This is a genomic window from Moorena sp. SIO3E8, from assembly GCF_010692445.1.
In the GTDB taxonomy this organism is placed as follows: domain Bacteria; phylum Cyanobacteriota; class Cyanobacteriia; order Cyanobacteriales; family Coleofasciculaceae; genus Moorena; species Moorena bouillonii.
On sequence record NZ_JAAHHM010000006.1, the window covers coordinates 21,182 to 39,829 of the forward strand.

Here is an 18,648-nt window from a genome sequence, read left to right on the forward strand (position 1 = left end):
TCTAGGGCCGCTAACTCCCTATGATATCACATCAAAATCCCCATTTCAATGTGGAGGTTAGCCAGGTTGTTAATACATCAACAGGTGCATCAACTCCCGATACACCTCCTGGCGCTCCACTTATCCCCCTGATCCAAGGTGGCACAGCGGTGGCAGCAGTCATTGCCCTAACTGTGTACTCTAAAACAATTATCGAAGCGATAACCAAGTTAGTTAAAGAAGCAAAGGAGGATTGATCACTCGATAGCCTAAATTGATCAACTTGGGTTATCGTCGTTAATTACCTTTAATCCCCAGATAGTTGTTTAGACTATCTGGGAAATAGTTTTGGTTACTAACAGTAAGCAATCAGCTTTCAGCAATCAGCTTTCAGCAATCAGCTTTCAGCAATCAGCTTTCAGCAATCAGCTTTCAGCAATCAGCTTTCAGTTTTCAGTTTTCAGTTTTCAGCTTATGCGCTACGCGCACGCTACGCGAACAGCCATTGGCAGTAAGCCAGGCTAAGATAGCTTTTGAATAAAATAAGCTGACGGCTGACGGCTGAAAGCTGAAGGCTGACCGCTGACCGCTGACCCTTAAAGATCCCACATCACTGGATTATCATCTAAATGGTCTGTAACCAGCCGTCCAATCTGATCAATGTCTTGTAGCTCATCAGCAGACAGCTTAACCTCAACAGCTTGAGCATTGTCAATAGCTTGGGCACTATTTCGGAATCCTGCGATCGCATTAGTTTGTGGCTGAGACATCAACCATGCCAAAGACAACTGAGCCAGGGTACACTGATGACGGTCTGCAATTGGTCGTAGCTGAGCTAATGCTTGCTGTGCTCGTTGATAGTTATCACCGTTGAACAACTTATTTTTGCTGCGATGATCCCCTTCCTGAAACTTGTGCTCTGGACCAAACTTGCCAGTTAATAATCCCTGAGCTAAGGAAGAATAAGCAATAATCGAGATATTTTGCTCTACACAGAAAGGCATAGCATCTTGCTCCACCTGACGCCAAAACAGAGAGTAGGGAGGCTGCAGGCTATCAATTCGTCTCGCAATCAAGTACCCAAAAATCGGGATGAAGTAGGATCTAATATCATAATTCGGACATTGACATTTACTTAGCGCTAGAGTATAATCGAGACAATTGACACAGAGTTAAGTGACGATGCCCAGAAGTGTAGGAGTAGCAAAAAGAATATCAACTCAAGTAGTCCCTGTGGTGGGGATGACCAAGTCGGTTGAACTTGAATTGCTGTCTACCATGAAAAAGCTGGGCGTCGTTAGGGCTGAGTCTTACAACAAACTGGGGAGCATTAACCATTGGGGATTGGACTGGAAAAAAGCTATCCCGGAAGTAAAGAGTTTTAGAACTCCAGATACCCTGGGAATTCCTGCCAAGTTAATGGATTGGACTATCAATGATGTAGCGAAAGCCATTGTAGCTCAGCAAGCAGCCTGTAGGGATGTTGTAACGAAGAAAATATATAAAAGATTTCCCAGTAAAGAGAACCAAAAGACTAGAAAAGAACTTTGCAAACAGCTCAAAACCTTAGCTTTTCTGAACAATCCACTTCTCCATCGACTTGTTAGAAAGGAATTTCATAGAGGGCATTCTTGGATTAAAAACCAAATAGTTTATCAACAAGAGGGTTATCAATGCAAAAGACTTTCTCGTAAGACTTACCAGCTAGAAGTAGCTGGTTTAACAAGAAGGAAAAGAAATAAAATAATTGTTCGGTCTAATCGGAAAATCAAAGGGCAGATTAGATTAATATACAATCAATTATTGCCAAGGTTTGAGGTTCACTTTTTAGTAGACCATGGCAACATTGAAATCCCGACTGAACGTCGAAGTATAGGGCTAGACAAGGGATATACCGAGGCTTTCTATGATTCAGATGGTCAGGCTCATGGAAAAGGGTTAGGCAAAGCAGCTACCCAAAAATCTGATCGTATCTGTGAAAAGAACAGAAATAGAGGAAAGCTCTGGGCACTCCATAGAAAGCTAGAAAAAATCGACCCAGCTAAGTCGGCTCGGATATTAGAAAACAACCTAACCAGAAAAACAGAAAACAAGCGTTACAGACAGAATCAATCAGAGATTAAAGCCATAATAGGAGCAGCCTCGAAGTCGGTTTTTAATGGTAAATCACTGAAAGTATTTGCTGAAGATTTAACGCAGCCGATAAAAAATAAACGTCAGTCCAAGGCCATGTCCCGTAAGCTCAATAGTTGGATGAAAGGAGAGCTTCGGGATTCTTTACAGAAATGGGCTGATTGGACTGGGTCGGTTATTACAGAAGTTCAACCTAGTTACACGTCGCAAGTTGACTCCAGGAATGGAACCCTGATGGGGAAAAGGACTGGGGACTGCTTTACCGGATTCGATGGGGTCGTGTTACAGGCTGACCACAATGCTGCCAAAAATGTCCTTGCGAGGGGTACAGACTTCGAAATCACCCGGTATATGAGTAAAGCCGAGGTGCAGGCAGTATTGTTGCGTCGTACCGCGCGTTTCTTGGAAGGTATGGGACTGAGTCTGCTAGATGCAGTTAAGCTTGGCTGGCTTGACTCCAAACATAGCAAAACTAAGGCTTTCAAGCAACTCCTGGTCGAGATGCCAGGAACGCCGAGAAAGATGAGTGGGAGGCTTGACTCCAATTGCTGTATGACCACTCCTCCCTCAGGCAACAATAAAATGCACCTTGACCGTTTTGTACCGGATTATCCCGATTAATTACGGTTTAAGAGTATCTCCGTACTGAGAAGCTTCTGCTAACTGGCTGCGGGAAAAATTGGAGACTCCAATTGCCCGAATTTTGCCTTGCTCTTTCAAGGTATTGAGAGCGCTCATGGTTTCCTCAATTGGCACTACCTCACTTCCAAAGGTGCCAGAAGGCCAGTGAATCTGGTAGAGGTCGATATAATCTGTCTTCAGGTTTTTCAAGGAACCCTCACAAGCCTCGATCACCTGGTCATATTTAAGATGATTAGCAAACACTTTGGTAGCATAAACCACTTGGTCCCGTACCTCTGCTAAAGCCTGACCAACAATTTGTTCCGAGTGACCCTTCCCGTAAACTTCTGCAGTATCAACCGTAGTTATCCCCGCCTCAAATCCTGCTCGCAGCCCTTTAATGGTCTCAGCATCTTCAATGCCTACCCACATAGCTTTACCGGCCTGCCAAGTGCCCATGATAATCGGGGTGATTTTTACCTCCGAAGTCCCTAAGGCTCTGGTTTCCATCCTTAACTCCTTTAACTTTTTCGGCCTTACTTAATCATGGAATGATTTTAAGAGTTTTCTGGAATGGGCATCAGGCGTGGAATGGGCATCAGGCGTGGAATGGTCATTAGGCGTAAAATGTGCATTAAATGTTAAATGTGTATGAAGCGTGGAATGGGCATCAGGCGTGGAATGAACATCAAGCGTGGAATGGGCATTAAGCGTGGAATGGGCATCTTGCCCGTTACAATTTTCCGGCAGGCAGGATGCACCCCACCAAAACGAGACGATCGCCCATTCATACTCTAATTCAGCAACGTCATAATTCTAAGGGTTTTCTGTATAAAACATTAATTTTAACCGTTTTCTGTGTAAAACATTTTAAAGTTCGGAATCTGGTTTAATATATTCCCGGGTCAAAAAAAATTGAGCAAAAGCATGAACATCGTTTTAATCCTTGTCACCTGTCCTGATAATGCTGTTGCCCATGATCTGTCTAATCAGCTTCTCCAGCGTAGAGAGGCAGCATGTGTGAACATTATTCCCGGGATCTCTTCAGTTTATTGGTGGGAGGGTGAGGTTGAGTCCTCTTCTGAAGTGCTGCTAGTCATCAAAACAACTACGGAGCTGATCTCTAAAGCAGAGCAGACTGTAACTAATTATCATCCCTACGATACCCCTGAATTTGTGGTACTAAGTACACAGCATGTCAATGAGCAGTATGCAGCTTGGCTGATTAATAACGTCGCTATTGCCTAAAATCCGGTAATTTCTGGCAATAGTTGGGGCGTTGCGTCAGTCTTCGAATGAATAGGAGTAGAGTGGGCATCCTGCCCGCGCGAAAATATATTGAAACTGGCAAGATGCCAGTTCCACCAAGATGCCCATTCCACAAAACTATTAAAATCCTTCCATTATTAAGCAACGCCATAGTTATAATTATATCCTTATTCCCGATTCCCGATTCCCGATTCCCGATTCCCGATTCCCTAGCAGAAGGAAGCTATGTTTTTATAACTGATTATCTGAACATGATCTAATTTCCTCCCGATCAACTCCAGTGATATTAGCAACTTGTTCAACATCCATCCCTGATTTCAACAGATTGACTACAATTTGTTTCACTTGTTGCTGGGCTTGTTCTTTTGCTGCCCGTTCTTGTTCTGTATCACTCAGAAGCCAATTTCCGGAATCATCACACCAGCGCAACCAATTACGAGTTATCCCCGCATACTCTCCCCACCACAATCCCACACCTATGTCTAGTTCGGGAATCCAAATCTGGGGTGGCTCAGCTAAAATTCCTTGCTCTTGGTAACCAGCTCCGATTAATTTGAAAAACCGAATTTGGTTGGTATAGCGACTAAACACTATATAATAAGGTACCCGTAATCGTTGCTCATAGACTTGCCACTTGGAAGGAATAGTTTTATGGGTAGGTTCACTGCTACTATTACTCGTTTGATTACTATCTTGTCGTTGAATAGTATCACTATTTCCATCAACTATAGATACTTCAGATTCTTGCTTTAGGTTATCCCCCAAATCATCTTTAGCAGTTGTCGGTGACAGCAATTCCACAATTACAAAGGGATTAACTCCCTCTTGCCAAATTACATAGCTATATCTAATATCAGTGCCCTCGTATAAACGGGGAACTCCTACCACTAAAAACCAATCCGGGCGTTTATACCATTGAGGATGGCGCACATCATAGTAAAGATTTAAATCTGTACCAATAAATACTTCCTCAGAAGGGTAATACTGACAACGAAAGGTGCGACTTAATAATTCTGGTTGTAAATCGTGAAATTCGTCTGGCAAACCAGGTTCCTCCGGATTCTCACTTGGCAGGTCATACATGCTAGGTAGCGTTTCTTTAGGAGAGGCAGGAGCTTCACTTTGGGGAATGAAGTTTTTAGTCATTTTTTTAAGGAATCGGGAATCGGGAATCGGGAATCGGGAATCGGGAATCGGGAATCGGGAATCGGGAATCGGGAATCGGGAATAGTAAATTTTGCGTAGGGTGCGTTAGGGGTGGGATCTCCCTGATTTTGCGCCTCTTCGCCAGCTTTGAAATAGCCCACCTCGTAACGCACCACTGGGTCAAATAGCAAAAATGAGATGCACCTGTAGGGAATAGGGAATAGTAGGAAATAAATCCGAGTATTTTTTGGTGTTATTATAAATCAGTGGTTAGGTCATTATCTATTTGGATATGCTACCTTATTAGCTAGCAGTTATCACTCAAAATTATTTTGTTTTCTAACCCAAGCCCTAAACGCCCGTAACGTTGCTGTTTCGCCATCGACTAAACTTTGGTTAATAAACCTAGGAATAGCATTCAAAGGCATCCAAGGGAAGGTTGGGCTTTGATTTACTTGATTAAAAATTAAAATCGGTTGTTGTAACACAAAAACTTCTAATTTTTGTCCATTATAACGCCATAATTCAGGGACACCAAGCGCTGCATAAATGGGGCGCTTATCTAAAGAACCACTGGTGATATCGACTTCTAAGACTAAATCAGGGGGTGGGTCATGATCTAAATTAATGCTTTGCTTATGTCTTACCAATGGCTCATTTTGGAGATAGTAACAAGAGTCAGGTTCTGCCCCTTTTAACCGTGTTTATCGCTTAAGAGTCAAGGAGCCAAAGGTTTTGATAGTTAGATTTAATTCATCAGCGATCGCACCAATCAAGCGTTCAATAAAGCGGTTATTATTTTCATGGGGACCTAAGGGAGTCATAATTTCTAATGTTCCATCATCGTAAGCCAAGCGAGTGGAGCGATTTTCTCCTAATTCTGTGAGTAATTGCTCAAATATCTGCCAACTGACATTGTTGCAAATTACTCGGTGTTCAGCCAGTTCATAATTTCCTGTGATCATGGGATATGATTACCTCTTTAGGATTACTTTTATTTCTAGCAGTGCTCAATTGGTTGAGGGACTTTTGTACTGGGTTTTAGGGAGTAGGGAGTAGGGAGTAGGGAATCGGGAGTAGGGAGTAGGAAAGACATCAGAGTTTGTTTGTATTATCAAGTGAATTGATAGTTTTTAGTTTTTCAAGATTAATGTAGGTTTTTATGGATAATCTAAAGTTAGATTACTAATGCTTAATTTGTTAATTTTAATCAAAACTATTATAGCGTTTATTATTCTAAATAGGTACAGTCAACTTTCTTCCCCTTGCTCCCTGCTCCCTGCTCCCTGCTCCCTGCTCCCTATTCGAGGTTTAGTTTAAACATTTAGCTGACAGCTGACAGCTGACGGCACCTCAAGCAGCGTGCGCGTAGCGCATAGGCTTACTTTTTGACAAATGATTTAAGATTGCCATAGAAGCTGAAGGAAATGCGATCGCTATGACTGAAGAACAACCAATTACCGAAGGAACACTAGTACTAGAACCAGGTACATTGTGGCCGAAACTGAAAGCACAAACTGAACACGCTATTGAATGTAAAGCACTCCACTCCATAGCGACAGAATACGAATTCGTAGAACAAGACGGTATTCGCTTCTTGGTGCGGATTTTGTCTAATCTGGTACGGAAAGACAAAGCCAAAAAGAAGCAAGAGGAAAAAACAGCTACTTCATCCAAGGATTTCAACCCTTTTCTTCCCTACGAACAAGATTTATTTGTAGCAGACCTTTCCGACACCCACCTGTGTCTGTTGAACAAATACAACGTAGTTGACCATCACCTGCTGATCATAACCCGTGCTTTCGAGGAGCAAGATACTTGGCTGACCTTGCAGGATTTTGCTGCTATGTGGGCATGTCTTGCCGAAATTGATGGCTTGGCATTCTATAATGCTGGAAAGATTGGTGGTGCCAGTCAACGACACAAGCACTTGCAACTAGTTCCTCTGCCCCTAGCCCCTGAAGGAGTTAACATCCCGATCGAAAATGCGATCGCATCAGCTAGCTTTCAGGACTCTGTTGGCACCATCCCAACCTTGCCCTTCATCCATGCTATTGCTCAGCTTGACCCTAATTGGGTAAACTCTCCGTGGGATGCTGCTCAAGCCACCCTCAAGTTGTACCATAGATTACTGAGTGCAGTCGGGTTGCCATGGAATAATGTCAATGGTAACAAGCAATCCGGTGCCTACAATCTCCTCGCCACAAGGCAATGGATGTTGCTTTTACCCCGTTCTCAAGCAGATTTCCAGTCAATTGGTGTCAACTCCCTCGGATTTGCCGGAGCTCTCCTAGTCCGAAACCAAGAGCAAATGAAACGTCTGAAAGACCATGGTCCCATGACAATTTTGAGAAACGTTGCCGTTAATTGGTAATTAAGGAAAGGGAATAGGGAATAGGGAGTAGGGAGTAGGGAGTAGGGAGTAGGGAGTAGGGAGTAGGGAGTAGGGAGTAGGGGGAAGAAACTTGAATGTATCTCATCATGATGAAAAACGCTATAATACCCAATTGTTAAGTATTAATTTTAAATTAGTATTTTTATAGTTATACAGTGCGTTGATCGCAGTTATGAGGTACAGTCATCTTTGATGCTAATTCCCTTAAAACCATCTTTACTATAGCTATTATAAATATATCATGAACAATCTTGATGATTGCTCATAACATCAAAAACTATTTGGATCTCTTTCCTATTTCTGCCTGCTCCCTGCTCCCTACTCCCTACTCCCTACTCCCTGTTCCCTGTTCCCTATTCCCTGTTCCCTTTGCTATAGTTTCAATTATCCCCTAATTATCGTAGTTAGCATGATCAAGAAAATTACTCTTGATTCTATCTGGTTCAGAAATTTACTGATCATCGTAATCGTACTGGGAGTAGTCTTTAGATTTTACAACCTAGACCGTAAAGTTTACTGGTACGACGAGACAATGACCTCCATTAGAATTTCTGGTCACACTCGAACCGAACTAGTAGAAACAATTTTCGATGGTCAGATTATCAGCGTAGAAAAATTGTTGAAACAGTACCAATTTCCTAATACTGAAAGAGATATCAATGACACCATTAATTCCCTAGCCGGTAATCCCGAACATTCTCCCCTTTACTACCTAATGGCTAGGTTATGGTTACAAACCTTTGGCAATTCCGTAGTAACTATTAGACTGCTATCTGTAATAATTAGCTTATTAGCATTGCCCTGTGCTTACTGGCTGTGCTTAGAACTATTTGGTTCAAAATTAATCGGATGGGTAGCTGTTGCCATAATTGCTATTTCTCCCTTTCATGTTTTGTATGCCCAAGAAGCCCGAGAATATAGTTTATGGACCGTTACCATTTTGCTTTCTAGTGCAGTCCTATTATGGGCAATGAATTATTATAGGAGAAAGCAATTCATCAAAAAAACTTATCGATGGATTATCTATAGCTTTACTGTTGCCTTAGCACTTTATACTCACCCTTTCTCAGCCTTTGTTTTAATTGGACAGGGATTGTATGTATTAATTACCGAAGGTGGTCGGTGGAGTAAGCGAGTAACTAGCTATTTACTAGCCTCCTTAGGAGGAATATTGCTATTCTCCCCTTGGCTAATCATTGTTATCACTAATTTCTCCAAATTTATCGCTAATACTGACTCAGTTAATCATAGTCGTTCAGGCTTCTTACCCCTATTTTGGACCTTAAACCTCAGTCGGATTTTCTTTGATGTTAACCAAGGCATCCATCCTTTGAGTCCCCTCCACTATCTAAGTTTATTTTTAGCAGGCTACGCCCTCTACTATCTTTGTCGTAAGGCTCCTCAGCATGCTTGGGTATTTATTATTACCTTAATTGGAGTGACAGGAATTGCTCTAATCGGTCCAGATGTGCTATTAGGTGGTCGCCGTTCTAGCATTACTCGCTATGCTATTCCCTGTTATCTAGGCATTCAGTTAGCTATTGCTTATTTCCTGACAACCGAAGCCAAAAACTCAGGAAAATATACCAAGGGAATGATTGATGGAAATTTAGCAAATCCCGAAGATAGGCAAAATCAGCAAGTAAGGGTTGACCATGACATAGTGCCCATGGTAAAAACCCGACAAAATCCTAAAACTTGGAAGTCTATAGCAATTGCTCTGGCATTTAGCGGCATACTCTCCTGTATAGTCAGCTCTCAACTGCCAGTTTGGTGGCACAAGAGCTATGCGAAGAGTCGCAATAATCCCCCGGTAGCAGCTTGGATTAATCAAATCCCACAACCACTCTTGATCAGTAATGAAATTCCCGGTAGGGTTCTATCTCTGTGTCATCTACTTCGCCCGGATGTACAGCTGATGTTATTGGATAAATCCAATAGCTCTACCAACATCCCGGAGATTCCGGAGGGTTTCGAAAATGTTTTACTTTATCGACCGTCAGAGGAATTGCGCCAGGGAATTGAAACCACCTATAAGTATAGCGTTAAACCTACCGATCAATCTTGGCTCTGGAAACTATCAAGATAGGGATCTTCGTCAGATCAAAAAAGTAGTAGTATTATCTGCCTTATCCCGAGTTGCATTCACACCATTGGGACACAGCACCTTCTTCCATCTCCTCCCCCTCTTCCCCTTCTTCCCAATCATGATTGGGAATGGTGAGATCCTCTTGAAAAGCACTTGGTATTCGGCACCTATAACTGATACCCCTACTCCCTGTATTTCCCTGATAAATTAAGATGACGATGCCCCCATATTCCCTCGGAACTCCAGTTGTAAGGTGCAAACCAATCAAGATGAGTAACTCTCCCAATCCTGGTAATCTACCAGAGCCTACTCCGGAAAATACTCCAGAACCTACGGTAAGTACAGGTTTTTGGCAGAGGCTGCTACGTCCGGTCTTCATGCTTATGGTCATGATTCTAGTTTCTGGGATAGGGGGCGGAAGCCTTTTTGCTTGGTATTTCATCCAGAAGCAATTAGCACCAACGGTAGAGAAAAATTTATCTAGCTTTCTTAACCGGAAAGTCAATGTCGGACCAGTGGAGGGCTTTTCCCTAAATGGTGTAAGGTTTGGTTCTTCGGAAATACCAGCTACCCCTACGGATCCCGATCATCTTGTTACCGAGGCAGTGAAGGTAAGCTATAACCCCGTTAAACTGCTGTTTACCAGAACCCTAGAACTAGATGTAACCCTAGTTGAACCTAATATATATGTTGAACAGGACAAAGATTTAAACTGGGTGTCTACAGCATTTACACAAACTGCCCAAGATTCTGCGTTTAAGGTAGACCCAAAGGTGGTGCGGTGGCGGGATGCGGATGTGGTGGTGGTGCCAAGATCTCAAGTGGGCATCAAAGAACCACCGATGAGATTTACTGAGGTTCGGGGGAAAAGTAAATTTCTCGACGGAGGTCAGCTGATTCGCTTTGATGTAAATAGTCAGCCGTTAACTGGGGGAAATTTAAAGGTTAAGGGAGATTACCGCCTCTCTCAAGAAAAAACTGACTTGCACCTTGATGTCGATAACGTGAGTGCGGCAGAGGTTAGTAAAGTACTTCTGATTCCCCTGAAGCTTCAAGGGGGTAAACTGGGTGGCAACCTGAGAATACAACGGAATAATGCTGAACAGCCTTGGCAGTATTGGGGTACGATTAACTTTTCCGACACCACCGCCCGCTTAGAACCCTTGCCCCAACTGTTCACTGAAAGCAAAGGTAAGCTGAGCTTTCGAGGGAGTCAGATTTGGCTCAATAACATAACTTCCCGATTCGGTCAAGTACCTGCCCAAATTGGGGGAATGCTGGATATTGAGTCAGGGTACAAGCTCAGAGCAACAAGCGAACCGGTTCAGATACAGCAGTATGCACAGACCTTTGGCATCAAAGAGCTACCAGTAACTACTTTAGGTAAAGCACAGGCTACGTTTAAGGTCACTGGAGCTATCGACAACCCGATTGTGATTGGAGAGGCGTTTACCACCACTGCCGCCACCCTTGACCAGGTGAACTTCAGCTATATTACTGCTGACTTTACCGTTATTAATACTGAGCTGGCCATTAGAAACTTGCAGGCAAAACCAACAGTGGGTGGCTTAGTCACAGGCAAGGGGGATATCAAATTTATGGATCAGGGGGGGGCAGTATTTGATCTCAAAGCTGTGAATGTGCCAGCGAATGCGATCGCAAAACAGTATGGATTTAATCTACCCATTCCTCTGGGTCGAATTTATGGCAGAACCCAGATCTTTTCTCCCCTTGACAAGCCCGAGAATTTTCGTGCCACTGGTTATGCTAATCTGCCCATCGGTGATGGTGTTCTCAGAGCTACTAATTTTCAAGTGGGGGCTGGGCGCTGGCAGGGGTTAGTAGAAGCTAAGAATATTTCCGTGGCACCAATCCTAAAAACCTTGCCTGCACAATCTCTACCGCCACAATTCTCCGGACCGTTCAATGGTCAATTTAATCTGTCCGGTCGCCTTGATTCTTTCCAACCAGAAACCCTCCGTGCCAGCGGTTACGGCAGCGTGACGGTTGATGGTGGTACCTTGCGTGCTACTAATGTAAAACTGATCAATGGTGGTTTTTCTACCCTAGTCCAAGCCTCTGATCTTCCTCTAGAAGCCTTAGCACCAGTACCCTCTGAATTTAAAGGTCCCATCTCAGGGGAGTTGACTATCTCAGGGAATGTAAAGTCTTTTAGTCCTAGTACGATTACCGCTAGTGGCTCGGGTAGTTTAGACCTAGCAGCAGGGACTATTAAAGCTGATGCGATCGCGATCGCTAAAGGCCAGTTCCAAGCTCAAGTAGTCGCATCCAATCTCAAGTTAGGTCGTCTCGCACCAATACCACCGCAATTCAACGGTCCAGCGTCCGGGGAGTTTACCATCTCAGGGAATGTGGATTCGGTCAGTCCTAGTACCATTACCGCTAGTGGGTCTGGTAGTTTAGATGTAGCAGGAGGAACCATTAAAGCTGATGCTGTCGATATCGCTAAAGGCAACTTCAAAGCTCAAGTAGTTGCATCCAAGGTCAAGTTAGGTCGTCTCGGACCAATACCTCCGCAATTCGACGGTCCAGCTTCCGGGGAGTTTACCATCTCAGGGAATGTGGATTCGGTCAGTCCTAGCACCATTACTGCTAGTGGGTCTGGCAGTTTAGACCTAGCAGGAGGAACCATTAAAGCTGATGCTGTCGATATCGCTAAAGGCAACTTCAAAGCTCAAGTCGTAGCATCCAATCTCCAGTTAGGTCGTCTCGGACCAATACCATCGCAATTCGACGGTCCAGCGTCCGGAGAGTTTACCATCTCAGGGAATCTAGATTCGGTAAGTCCTAGCAGTATTACTGCTAGTGGGTCTGGTACTTTAGATGTGGAAGGGGGTAGAATTCAGGCTTCTCAAATCGATATTGCCAATGGTAACTTCCAGGCCAAGGTACAAACCTCTAAGCTCGACTTGGGTGCTCTTGCTCCGGTCCCGCCCCAATTCAATGGCCCTCTTTCCGGGAATGTCACTGTCTCTGGTAATCTAACTAATTTAACCATTGACGCCATTAAGGGCAAAGGGTCTGGACAACTCAAGGTTGCTGGTGGTCAATTACTAGGAACAGCTGAGTTTAGCAATGGTAAATTTCAGGGAGTTTTCCAGCCTACTAATCTCAAGTTGTGGGAGATTAATCCTGATTTACGAGGACGTCTCAATGGCAGTGTCAATATTTCTGCTCCGTTGCTATTGACACCAGATACAGCTCTATCAGCAATCCAAGCTCAGGGTAAGCTGAATTTTAGTGAAGGCATTTCTATACTTGAGCGTTCCCTAGCCACATCCTTTGACTGGAATGGTCAAAGGCTAGAGATTAAAGAAGCGATAGCCGAGGGATTCAATGCTAATGGTTTTGTCAATCTAAACCCAGGCAGTCAGGGCTTACAAGCAATTAAGACCTTTGATTTCCAGGTACAAGCACAGGATTTGAATTTGCAACGATTACCGGCTGACCTGCCTGATGCGTTCAATTTAGGAGGCTTAGTCGGTTTTAACGGTCGCATTGCTGGTACTCCTCAAGCTCCGACAATTAACGGTGACTTAAGACTGCGGTACTTTTTTGCTGGTCCCCTGGAGTTTGAATCCTTACTGACAGGTCGAGTGAGTATAGCACCAAAGTCAGGGGTAAATCTCCAGCTAGCAGGTAATCAAGACAAACTGGAGGTGGTGCTAAACCCCAATTACCAACCCGTATCCTTTTTGCTGCAGTATCAGAACAAAACTGCTACTGGGATTCGGTCAGGGGATGAGCTACAAATGACCGTAAAGAATTTCCCCATCAATACCATTAAGAGTCTGGCTTTGAGTAGTGGTATGGTAGACGGTCAAAACCTCGAACCATGGTTAAGCAAACCCTTGGCGGGAGACATATCTGGGCAGATTGGTCTCAACCTCAAGACCTTTGGGTCATCCGGTAAAATTGCGATCGAAAATCCTATCTTTGACAACCTTAGAGGTGATTGCTTAAAAGGCTTTTTCCAATACCAGCAAGGGACGATGACTCTGACCGATGGCTTGTTTGAAAAAGGTGATAGTCAATACTTATTTGCTGCCAACGTCACCCAAACCCCCAACGGACCAGAATTTAAAGGGGAACTCCAGGCTAAGCTCGGAGAAATCCAGGATGTTCTGACTACCCTACAACTATTTGATATCACTGACCTAGGTCGAGGCTTGCAAGCGCCCGTCTACGGCACAGCCGCTGATCTTGCCGTTACTGGAGTAGGTAACCCACAAAATAAGCTCAAACAACCTCTGCGGCGGATGTCAGAAATAGTCACCCTCCTAGAGAAGCAACGCCAGCAGCGTCAAGAGAGCTTTCTGTTACCAGAGCTTACCGAGATCAATGGTGGTTTTACTGGCAGTATCAGTATGGAAGGTTCAGTCAAAGATGGCATCCGTGCCAAATTTAATTTCCAAGGGGAAAACTGGCAGTGGGGTTCCTATAAAGCTGAGACAATTATTGCCCAAGGGAATTTTGAAGAAGGGGTACTGAATCTTTTACCTGTGCGGATTCAATCGGGTCAGAGCCTAGCCACCTTGTCCGGTAGTATCGGTGAACAAGGTCCATCGGGTCAGCTCAAGCTAAAGAACGTCCCGGTTTCCCTGATTAGAGAAGTGTTCAAATTTCCAGCTTCTGTTGGTTACGGAGGATTTGTTGATGCCACAGCGGACTTTTATGGAAGTCTAAGCAATCCCCAAGCTAGGGGAGCAATATCTGTAGTGGATGCCAGCCTAAACCGAACACCCCTCGAATCCATCAAAGGCAGCTTTAGTTACAACAATGCGCGGTTGAACGTCTTTGCCCAAAGTTTTCTGACCAAAGAGTCTGAACCCCTAACTGTAAATGCCAAAATCCCCTACAAGTTACCCTTTGCCGAAGTAGAGCCAGAAAATCGGCAAGTTAGTGTACAACTGACGGTTCAAAACGAAGGACTTGCCCGATTGAACATGCTTACCAATCAACAAATCACTTGGGTTGATGGTAAAGGACAAGTAGATTTAGATATTTCCGGTACCTTTGACCAAGACCAAGATTGGCGAGAGCAACTGGAGCAACTTACCGTTATTGGTAACATTAATGTACAAGACGCTACCATTGCTGCCCAAGCCTTACCGGAACCCCTGACAGAAGTTAATGGCAAAATCCGGTTTAACTTCAACCGGATGGAAATTGTAGACACCTTACAAGGGAATTTTGGTGGTGGTAAATTAGTAGCGGTAGGGAATTTGCCATTGCGAGACCTAGCTAGACCATTAGAGAATCCCCTCACCGTTGACCTGAATCAACTAGCCATCAATCTCAAAGGGATTTACAGTGGTGGTGTTCAAGGTCAGACCATCATTACTGGGACTCTGTTTAATCCTAGAATTGGTGGTTACATCGAATTGTTTGATGGTCGAGTACCGATTTCTGAATCTCAAACTGCCCCGATCGGGAGTAGCGGATCGGCTGGTGACGAACTAATCGAGTTCAATAACTTACAGTTAACCTTAGGTAAAAATATCCTAGTTCGACAGCTACCAGTATTAGATTTTATCGCCAGCGGTACCCTTCTAATTAATGGGGACATGAGCGATATTAGACCAGAAGGAACCATTCAGCTGCTGCGCGGTCAGGTCAATCTCTTTACCACCCAGTTTCGTCTTGATAAAAATTACAACAACAACGCTCGATTTGTAGCCACTCTTGGCAGAGACCCAGAGTTAGATGTGCAGATGGTGGCATCAGTAATTGAGTCTAGGAAACAACCCATTACCAGTGAAACCTTTGCTAATGAAATTAGCGATAGCCCAACTAATTTTGGCACTACAGAAACTATTCGGGTTCAAGCAAAAGTAAAAGGGCGAGCAAGTCAGCTCTTTGACCGAGTGGAACTTAATAGTATGCCAAAACGTAGTGAAGGGGAAATTGTTGCTCTATTAGGGGGTGGCTTTGTGGATACCTTGGGTCGAGGCAATACTACCTTGGGTTTGGCAAACCTGGCTGGCTCAGCACTACTGAGTAATGTCAGCAACCTGATTGGTGATGCCGCAGGATTAGATGAGTTTCGCATTTTCCCTACTACAGTTACAGATGATAATAGACGCACTGATAGCTTAGAGCTAGGTGCTGAAGCAGGAATTAATATTACTAATAATTTATCATTTTCGTTGTTAAAAGTGTTAACTACTGATCAGCCAATTCAGTACAACTTGCGCTATCGAGTTAATGAAGAAGTTTTGCTACGCGGCGCTACAAATTTTTCAGATGATACTAAGATAATTGTCGAGTATGAAAATCGATTTTAATTAGAATTAAGAATTAAGAATTTAGAATTAAGAATTTAGAATTAAGAATTTAGAATTGGGAATCGGGAATCGGGAATCGGGAATCGGGAATCGGGGTAAGAGGCGTTGAGACAGCCCGCCGGAAAATTGCAACAGGCAAGATGCCTGTTCCACCCACCGGGTCAAACAGCTTTAATCAGATGCACCCGTTGATCACAGGTGTTCCTCTGACCAACAGTGGGGGGAACTCTAAGACTGAGACTAATCGGCCAGACAATTCTATGAAATGCGATCGCATCCCCCAAGCCCAAAAAGCTCATCCCTGATCTAGCTCCCAATACAGCACCAATCCCCTCAGACCAAGCCGTCAGCTTAACATAAACTTCTTTGGCCTATGGCCACGCTACGCGAACGGTAGAATTTAATAGTTCGAGATTTTTGGCCGTTGTCTAAACTACCCACACCTCCCTACTACCCACACCCCACACCCCACACCCTACTCCCTACTCCCTACTCCCTAAAAATCCTCTAGCATCCATTCTGAGGACCGCTCACCTAGTTCTATGGGAATACTGACCACTTTGCCTAGTCGTGGACGCTCACGGGTGTTGTTAATGAACTGTTGCACCTGGCTGGCTCCTCCCCAACCTCGGATATAGTTGGCTACTGTATCTAAATGCTCTAGGTACTCAGCTTCAGAAAGGGGGAAGGATTGCTGCTCCAGATACTTCCACATCACCTGAACAAAGATTTTCCCTTGAGTCCTCCGAATCTGGATGTCATAGGAGCGTCCCCACTTATTGAGCAGGAGTTGGTGCAAGTCCTGTCCTGTCATAGCCTGTTGCCCTAACTTAATGTTTACATTTTGTTACAAATACAACGCTTCTTAACTTTATGATAAAGCGTAAAAGAATGTAATAATACTTATAGTTCAAGCCGTGAATCCTTATATTGCAGGGATTTGGGCAACCCTGTCCAGTGGTTAAATTACACTACAGTTATAAAAACAGGGTTCAAAAAATTCTGGTAATTTTCCCAGAATTGTAAAAAAAGTATACCTTTAGGCGTTCAGTTATGGCTCAAGCTTCTGGCTCTCCAGACGTTCCAGATATGGGGCGTCGCCAATTTATGAACCTCTTGGCGTTTGGGACAATTACCGGCACATTTGTTGGAGCTCTCTACCCAATCGTTAAGTATTTTATCCCCCCATCCAGTGGTGGGGCTGGTGGTGGTGTCACAGCTAAAGATGCTTTGGGCAATGACATCAAGGTCAGCGAGTTTTTAGCTAGTCACAATGTAGGCGATCGCACCCTGACTCAAGGTCTCAAAGGGGACCCCACCTATGTGATTGTTACTGAAGATCAAGGTCTTGAGGCTTACGGTCTCAACGCGGTTTGCACTCACTTAGGCTGTGTTGTGCCTTGGAATGCTAGCAAGAACCGGTTTATCTGTCCTTGCCATGGATCCCAGTATGACAATACTGGCAAGGTAGTACGTGGACCAGCGCCTTTGTCTCTAGCTTTGGCACACGCTACGGTAACAGAAAACGACACCCTAGTCTTCAGCACCTGGAAAGAAACTGACTTCCGCACTGGTGAACAACCTTGGTGGAGTTAATTGCTTTAGTCCTTAGTCCTTAGTTTTTAGTTAATTGACTAGTGCTAATCAACCATTAGCAATTAACAACTTGCAATTTTTAAATTACCAATTTTTGAGTTTTTTGGCTTAGTGATGAGAACACCTGATGTATCGGTGATGGTTAACCGTGGCAAACGGATGATTGCCAGAGCTATCGTTTTGGTTGTGGCAGCTGTGGCCCTTTTCTTTGCCAGTGATCTGGCAGTTCCCCAGTCAGCTGCTGCCTATCCCTTCTGGGCACAGGAAACTGCTCCAGCAACCCCTCGTGAAGCCACTGGCAAGATAGTTTGTGCTAATTGTCACCTAGCAGAGAAACCGACAGAAGTGGAAATCCCCCAATCGGTACTGCCAGATACTGTATTTGAAGCTGTGGTTAAGATCCCCTATGACCTAGAAGCACAAGAGGTCTATGGTGATGGTTCTAAAGGTGGCTTACAGGTCGGTGCCGTGGTGATGTTACCGGAAGGTTTCAAGATTGCTCCTCCTGACCGGATTCCGGAGGAAATGCAAGAAGAAACCGAAAACATGTACTACCAACCTTACAGCGAAGAGCAGGAAAATATAGTACTCGTTGGTCCTCTACCAGGTGAGGAGTATCAAGAAATTGTGTTCCCAGTTCTCTCTCCTGACCCCAGAACTGAGAAAAATATCTATTTTGGTAAATACCAGCTTCATGTTGGTGGTAACCGGGGACGGGGTCAGGTTTACCCCGCTGGTAACCTTAGCAATAATAATGCCTTCAATGCCTCTGCCACTGGTGAAATTACCAAAATTACCTTTGAAGAGTATGTTGGCTACGACGTCACTATCAAGACCCCAGACGGCGAGACTGTAGTTGATACAGTTCCCCCTGGCCCAGAGTTACTGGTTGCTGAAGGAGATCAGGTAGTATCAGGACAACCTCTGAGTACTGATCCTAATGTTGGTGGATTTGGTCAAAGGGATGTAGAAGTGGTCTTACAAGACCCTGCTCGGATTAAGTGGTTGATGCTATTCATCGGCGCAATTATGCTATCTCAAGTGTTGCTAGTTATTAAGAAGAAGCAAGTTGAGAAAGTCCAAGCTGCTGAAATGAATTTCTAGTCTTAAGT

Annotated in this window: 20 protein-coding genes and 2 pseudogenes; 12 read left to right on the forward strand and 10 right to left on the reverse strand. The window is 44.2% G+C overall.

Features of this window, described 5'->3' with window-relative positions; genetic code table 11:
- Positions 1-20 precede the first annotated feature (20 nt).
- Positions 21-236, forward strand: coding sequence for a hypothetical protein (locus F6K46_RS04195; RefSeq protein ID WP_293026548.1), 216 nt, complete (start codon positions 21-23; stop codon positions 234-236).
- A gap of 91 nt (positions 237-327) precedes the next feature.
- Complete coding sequence (locus tag F6K46_RS04200; protein ID WP_293057128.1) at positions 328-504, forward strand: hypothetical protein; 177 nt, start codon at positions 328-330, stop codon at positions 502-504.
- Positions 505-575: 71 nt separating this feature from the next.
- Here the strand turns inward: F6K46_RS04200 and F6K46_RS04205 are convergent, their stop codons facing one another.
- A complete protein-coding gene (locus F6K46_RS04205; protein ID WP_366510701.1) occupies positions 576-1,055 on the reverse strand; it encodes an aldo/keto reductase in 480 nt (159 codons plus the stop codon).
- 106 nt (positions 1,056-1,161) lie between these two features.
- Here F6K46_RS04205 and F6K46_RS04210 point away from each other — a divergent pair, with 106 nt between their 5' ends.
- Entirely contained in the window at positions 1,162-2,733 is a 1,572-nt protein-coding gene (locus F6K46_RS04210; protein ID WP_293057137.1) for a zinc ribbon domain-containing protein, read from the forward strand.
- A gap of 3 nt (positions 2,734-2,736) precedes the next feature.
- On the opposite strand, the pseudogene F6K46_RS04215 reads toward F6K46_RS04210, so the two are convergent.
- Positions 2,737-3,243: pseudogene (locus F6K46_RS04215) on the reverse strand (aldo/keto reductase); the annotation flags it as partial.
- Between the two features lie 417 nt (positions 3,244-3,660).
- On the opposite strand from F6K46_RS04215, the gene cutA reads away from it, so the two are divergent.
- Together cutA and F6K46_RS04225 are read left to right on the forward strand one after the other, a co-directional pair.
- Complete coding sequence (gene cutA, locus F6K46_RS04220; protein WP_293026556.1) at positions 3,661-3,981, forward strand: divalent-cation tolerance protein CutA; 321 nt, start codon at positions 3,661-3,663, stop codon at positions 3,979-3,981.
- Positions 3,982-4,085: 104 nt separating this feature from the next.
- Complete coding sequence (locus F6K46_RS04225) at positions 4,086-4,262, forward strand: hypothetical protein (RefSeq protein ID WP_293047998.1); 177 nt, start codon at positions 4,086-4,088, stop codon at positions 4,260-4,262.
- Here F6K46_RS04225 and F6K46_RS04230 read toward each other — a convergent pair.
- The 4 genes and pseudogenes from F6K46_RS04230 to F6K46_RS40015 all read right to left on the reverse strand — a co-directional run bounded on the left by F6K46_RS04230 (position 4,234) and on the right by F6K46_RS40015 (position 6,113).
- Entirely contained in the window at positions 4,234-5,148 is a 915-nt protein-coding gene (locus F6K46_RS04230) for a Uma2 family endonuclease (RefSeq protein ID WP_293057140.1), read from the reverse strand. The genes F6K46_RS04225 and F6K46_RS04230 overlap by 29 nt on opposite strands.
- A complete protein-coding gene (locus tag F6K46_RS04235) occupies positions 5,145-5,339 on the reverse strand; it encodes a hypothetical protein (protein WP_293057143.1) in 195 nt (64 codons plus the stop codon). The genes F6K46_RS04230 and F6K46_RS04235 overlap by 4 nt, the downstream gene beginning before the upstream one ends.
- Positions 5,340-5,465: 126 nt before the next feature.
- Positions 5,466-5,828 (reverse strand): annotated as a pseudogene (locus F6K46_RS40010) (Uma2 family endonuclease); the annotation flags it as partial.
- Between the two features lie 24 nt (positions 5,829-5,852).
- On the reverse strand, positions 5,853-6,113 hold the full coding sequence (locus F6K46_RS40015; protein ID WP_366510702.1) for a Uma2 family endonuclease: 261 nt from the start codon (positions 6,111-6,113) through the stop codon (positions 5,853-5,855).
- A gap of 223 nt (positions 6,114-6,336) precedes the next feature.
- On the opposite strand from F6K46_RS40015, the gene F6K46_RS04245 reads away from it, so the two are divergent.
- The 4 genes from F6K46_RS04245 to F6K46_RS04260 all read left to right on the forward strand — a co-directional run bounded on the left by F6K46_RS04245 (position 6,337) and on the right by F6K46_RS04260 (position 9,632).
- Complete coding sequence (locus tag F6K46_RS04245) at positions 6,337-6,468, forward strand: hypothetical protein (protein WP_293057147.1); 132 nt, start codon at positions 6,337-6,339, stop codon at positions 6,466-6,468.
- A 118-nt stretch (positions 6,469-6,586) separates the two neighbouring features.
- Positions 6,587-7,522: a phosphorylase gene (locus F6K46_RS04250; protein WP_293057151.1), complete on the forward strand. Its 936-nt coding sequence runs from the start codon at positions 6,587-6,589 to the stop codon at positions 7,520-7,522.
- A 275-nt stretch (positions 7,523-7,797) separates the two neighbouring features.
- Positions 7,798-7,938, forward strand: a complete 141-nt coding sequence (locus F6K46_RS04255; protein ID WP_293025493.1) for a hypothetical protein — start codon at positions 7,798-7,800, stop codon at positions 7,936-7,938.
- Between the two features lie 14 nt (positions 7,939-7,952).
- Entirely contained in the window at positions 7,953-9,632 is a 1,680-nt protein-coding gene (locus tag F6K46_RS04260; protein ID WP_293057154.1) for a glycosyltransferase family 39 protein, read from the forward strand.
- A gap of 40 nt (positions 9,633-9,672) precedes the next feature.
- Here F6K46_RS04260 and F6K46_RS04265 read toward each other — a convergent pair whose 3' ends face one another.
- Positions 9,673-10,023: a hypothetical protein gene (locus F6K46_RS04265; protein ID WP_293025491.1), complete on the reverse strand. Its 351-nt coding sequence runs from the start codon at positions 10,021-10,023 to the stop codon at positions 9,673-9,675.
- On the opposite strand from F6K46_RS04265, the gene F6K46_RS04270 reads away from it, so the two are divergent.
- Positions 10,022-15,940: a translocation/assembly module TamB domain-containing protein gene (locus F6K46_RS04270; protein ID WP_293116796.1), complete on the forward strand. Its 5,919-nt coding sequence runs from the start codon at positions 10,022-10,024 to the stop codon at positions 15,938-15,940. The genes F6K46_RS04265 and F6K46_RS04270 overlap by 2 nt on opposite strands.
- Positions 15,941-15,967: 27 nt before the next feature.
- On the opposite strand, the gene F6K46_RS04275 is transcribed toward F6K46_RS04270, so the two are convergent.
- The 3 genes from F6K46_RS04275 to F6K46_RS04285 all read right to left on the reverse strand — a co-directional run bounded on the left by F6K46_RS04275 (position 15,968) and on the right by F6K46_RS04285 (position 16,754).
- Positions 15,968-16,105 (reverse strand): hypothetical protein, encoded by a 138-nt coding sequence (locus tag F6K46_RS04275; protein ID WP_293057164.1) that lies wholly within the window; start codon positions 16,103-16,105, stop codon positions 15,968-15,970.
- The gene (locus tag F6K46_RS04280) at positions 16,102-16,239 is read right to left on the reverse strand and encodes a hypothetical protein (RefSeq protein WP_293057166.1); all 138 of its coding nucleotides are present in this window, start codon (positions 16,237-16,239) and stop codon (positions 16,102-16,104) included. The genes F6K46_RS04275 and F6K46_RS04280 overlap by 4 nt, the downstream gene beginning before the upstream one ends.
- A 197-nt stretch (positions 16,240-16,436) precedes the next feature.
- On the reverse strand, positions 16,437-16,754 hold the full coding sequence (locus F6K46_RS04285; protein WP_293057168.1) for a DUF3067 family protein: 318 nt from the start codon (positions 16,752-16,754) through the stop codon (positions 16,437-16,439).
- A 239-nt stretch (positions 16,755-16,993) separates the two neighbouring features.
- Between F6K46_RS04285 and petC the strand changes: the two genes are divergently transcribed.
- A complete protein-coding gene (gene petC / locus F6K46_RS04290; protein WP_293057170.1) occupies positions 16,994-17,536 on the forward strand; it encodes a cytochrome b6-f complex iron-sulfur subunit in 543 nt (180 codons plus the stop codon).
- A 114-nt stretch (positions 17,537-17,650) separates the two neighbouring features.
- Positions 17,651-18,640 (forward strand): cytochrome f, encoded by a 990-nt coding sequence (petA, locus tag F6K46_RS04295; RefSeq protein ID WP_293057310.1) that lies wholly within the window; start codon positions 17,651-17,653, stop codon positions 18,638-18,640.
- Positions 18,641-18,648 lie beyond the last annotated feature (8 nt).